Source organism: Dickeya sp. CFBP 2040 (genome assembly GCF_012273755.1).
Lineage (GTDB): Bacteria > Pseudomonadota > Gammaproteobacteria > Enterobacterales > Enterobacteriaceae > Dickeya > Dickeya poaceiphila.
This window is the reverse complement of record NZ_JAAVXH010000109.1, coordinates 1-3,092: the sequence shown is the minus strand read 5'-3', so window position 1 is coordinate 3,092 and position 3,092 is coordinate 1. Positions and strand designations below refer to the sequence as shown.

The window sequence follows — 3,092 nt, the reverse complement described above, 5'->3', positions numbered from 1 at the left end:
AAATGACTTTGTGTTAGATATATCAGCATTTAATCATGATAAAAAATTTTTTCTCTTCGTTTTGTTGAGGTTTCTTTTTGAATATCACTCATGGTATGATGTCTTGTATTCTTTAAAATCATATCAAAATTATATGGTAATTGATAGGTTGAATAAAGTTAAAGGTTGGGATTCGCAAAGAAATTACATCGAGGTTGATTTTTCTTGGATTAAAACACAAATGCCTTATTTGATGGTGAAGCATTTGTTTGCATCAGATAACTTTAAACGAGCTAAAGAATTAATAAATGATATTGATAAAGCAAATTCAGATATTCAAGATAAATTAGATGAGTTTAGAAGGGACGCAACATCCAGTGTTGAATATGTGGATTTTCTGAAAGAAGAAGTTCGTGTTCTTGAAGGTAAGTTTTTAAATGTGAAGTCGGAAGGGAATTTTAAACTATTATCTAAAGGATTTTCTACAATTCGAAGAAGAAAAGGGTTTGAGCTTGTATTTGCACATCTGAGAACTTGGTTTTTCTTGCTTTTGCTGATATCAGTACCATTGTGGGTTATATTGTACCATCCACTTGGAAATGGAGAGTTATGGTTTTTAGATGTAATATCTACGCCATTAGAACGTGGTGCTGACTTATCCAATCCAACTAGCGTAATTGAAAAAAATAAAGTTTTTGATTGGGGGAGGGTTCTTTTTTATATTCCTTTAGCAACATTAGAGTTGTTATTTTTCTATTTTATGAGATTGTTCTACGGAGAGTTGAAATCAATACGAGCACAATTATTACAGGTTGATTTAAGGCTTAATCTTTGTGAGTTTATGCACGATTATGCTGAAACAAGATCAAAGTCAACTTCTGATGATAATAAAGACTCTTGGAAGTCATTTGAGAGCTTGATATTTAGCCCTTTGCAGGTTAGCGATGATAAAATACCTGCTGTATTAGATGGTGCTGATGCCATAGCTGAATTGGCTGGAAAAATCATCGGGAGAAAGACATCGTCATGATGTTCCCAAACTCAATCAGCGCGTTAGCTGTGGTAGGCACCAAAGCCAAGCTTGAAACTCGCAACGGCAAGGTTCGCAAAGTCTACCATCAGGCAGAGTTGGAAGAACAGGCAGCGTTGATTGAGTGGGCAGATAAGACCGTGATTGATGGCATCCGCATCGGGGATTATCTGCTTCACATTCCTAATGAGGGAAAGCGCGGGCCAAAAGCGGCGAGGGATGCCAAACGATTGGGAATGAGGTCGGGGGTTCACGATTTATTCCTGGCATTGCCATGTGGCGGGTATGCTGGCTTATGGATCGAAATGAAAGCAGCAGGCGGCAGGCCGACTCAAGAGCAATTGGAATGGCAAGAGTTAATGCGTGCCGCTGGCTACCGTGCTGAAATTTGTTATGGATTTAATTCTGCTCGCAATGAGATAGAACGTTACTTGCAAAATTAGGGATTACCAGCAAAACATTCCGTATTTTGCAACACTCGCCTGTGACATATAGAATCAGCCTGTGACAAATAATTGCAGGACTGACCAAATGACCATAGCAATAGAGCAACTTATCAAAATGCACGATCCGCGCTGCATGAGTATTGAATCACTCAACGTCGGGCGCGGACGTAGCTCTTTATCCAAGGATCAAATTATTGGGGCGTTAGCAACCGCACAACGGCATAACTCTGTAGGGTATGATGTGCTGATGGCGAAATACCGAAGCGACGGTGATGCAGGATTTCGCATCATGCGTGCGATATATGATGCGCCAATGTATGCGAAGTACGATCATCTGGAGCACTCAGATGTTGCCTGTTCGCTCGCCCTGAGCATTGTGTTGGAGCGTAGTTTACCAGCTCAAATTATGCACATTGCAAAACTGTTGCGCCGGTATGGCCCACGATCTGCGCAGTGGCGTAAGCGTGCCGACGCAATCAACGATAAGGTACGCCAACTGGAGAAACGGCGAAGCCGCAGCGACGTGAGTGACACGAACTACCACGTGATTGGCGCAGAAATAAAAGCTGCAATGGAGTGCATGACTCATGAGCGCCGCTTATTCCGCGAATGGTCTGAACAACAGGCGGCGCAGAGTAATGTTTGTCCGCGTTGTAGCGGCACAGGCCAGGCGCAACGATTGGCGATAATTTGCAATGAATGCGGGGGCAGTGGGCGGATTACTGCGACATTTGAGCATGTGCGCCAGTCTCTTGCGAGCATAGGGGCCGTGATGCGGGATGAAGACTGGCTGCAATATCTGGAACTGATGAAGTGGTGCCTGCAGTGGCTGTATGTTGAGGAATCCTGTGCAACGCGGACTCTTTGCGATAAAATCCGCGATGAAATAGGGGCATAGCATAATGCTTCTGATTGACCTATAAACACATACGCGCTAAATTTCCCAAAGATACCGGAGTGTGCCTAAAAGCTGCTCCGGTTTTTTTATTGGTCAGTCCTTAAGCCGCATGGTTCGCCCAGCGGCTTTTTTATTTCATACAGCACGCCGACCGTTAGGGAGGTGGAGATCGTGAAGATGCAAAACAATGTTCATACATGGACGGACTTCTGGGAATTGCTTCGCATGTGGTGGAACGGTGACATGCCGCTCGGCGGTGTGCTGCTGTCCATCGTTATTACCGTCCTGCGTGTTGCCTATATGGGCGGTGGCCACAAAAAAATGTTGCTGGAGGCAGCATTGTGCGGCGCGCTAACGCTGACGGTTATTTCATCACTGGAGTATTTCAGTCTGCCGCGCACGCTCACCGTGGCAATCGGCGGCAGTATTGGCTTTATCGGTGTTGAGCAGATCCGTGCGCTGGCGCTGCGTATTCTCGGCAACCGCTTTGGCGGTAATACTCCACAAGCGTAAATACTATGACCCAGAATCTACAACTGCATAAAAATTTATCCGCGTTTTTGGATATGCTGGCTTTTTCTGAGGGTACAGCGACGCATCCACTCACCCGAAACCGCGGTTACGACGTCATTGTCACTGGCATCGATGGCAAACCAGAGATATTCACCGACTACCACGATCATCCATTCGCTAATGGTCGCCCAGGTAAAGTCTTCAATAAACAAGGACAGCGATCCAC

Annotated in this window: 4 protein-coding genes and 1 pseudogene; all 5 read left to right on the top strand. The window is 44.8% G+C overall.

The features are described from left to right. Positions 1-1,009 (top strand): hypothetical protein (locus Dpoa2040_RS16675; protein WP_168641972.1); only part of this gene is annotated, 1,009 nt, incomplete at its 5' end. Then, a complete protein-coding gene (locus Dpoa2040_RS16670) occupies positions 1,006-1,452 on the top strand; it encodes a VRR-NUC domain-containing protein (RefSeq protein WP_246867323.1) in 447 nt (148 codons plus the stop codon). The genes Dpoa2040_RS16675 and Dpoa2040_RS16670, both read left to right, overlap by 4 nt. 88 nt (positions 1,453-1,540) lie before the next feature. Continuing rightward, on the top strand, positions 1,541-2,353 hold the full coding sequence (locus tag Dpoa2040_RS16665; RefSeq protein WP_168641971.1) for a TIGR02642 family protein: 813 nt from the start codon (positions 1,541-1,543) through the stop codon (positions 2,351-2,353). Positions 2,354-2,524: 171 nt separating this feature from the next. Then, complete coding sequence (locus Dpoa2040_RS16660; RefSeq protein WP_168641970.1) at positions 2,525-2,866, top strand: phage holin, lambda family; 342 nt, start codon at positions 2,525-2,527, stop codon at positions 2,864-2,866. 5 nt (positions 2,867-2,871) lie between these two features. Then, a pseudogene (locus Dpoa2040_RS16655) lies at positions 2,872-3,092 on the top strand (glycoside hydrolase family 104 protein); the annotation flags it as partial.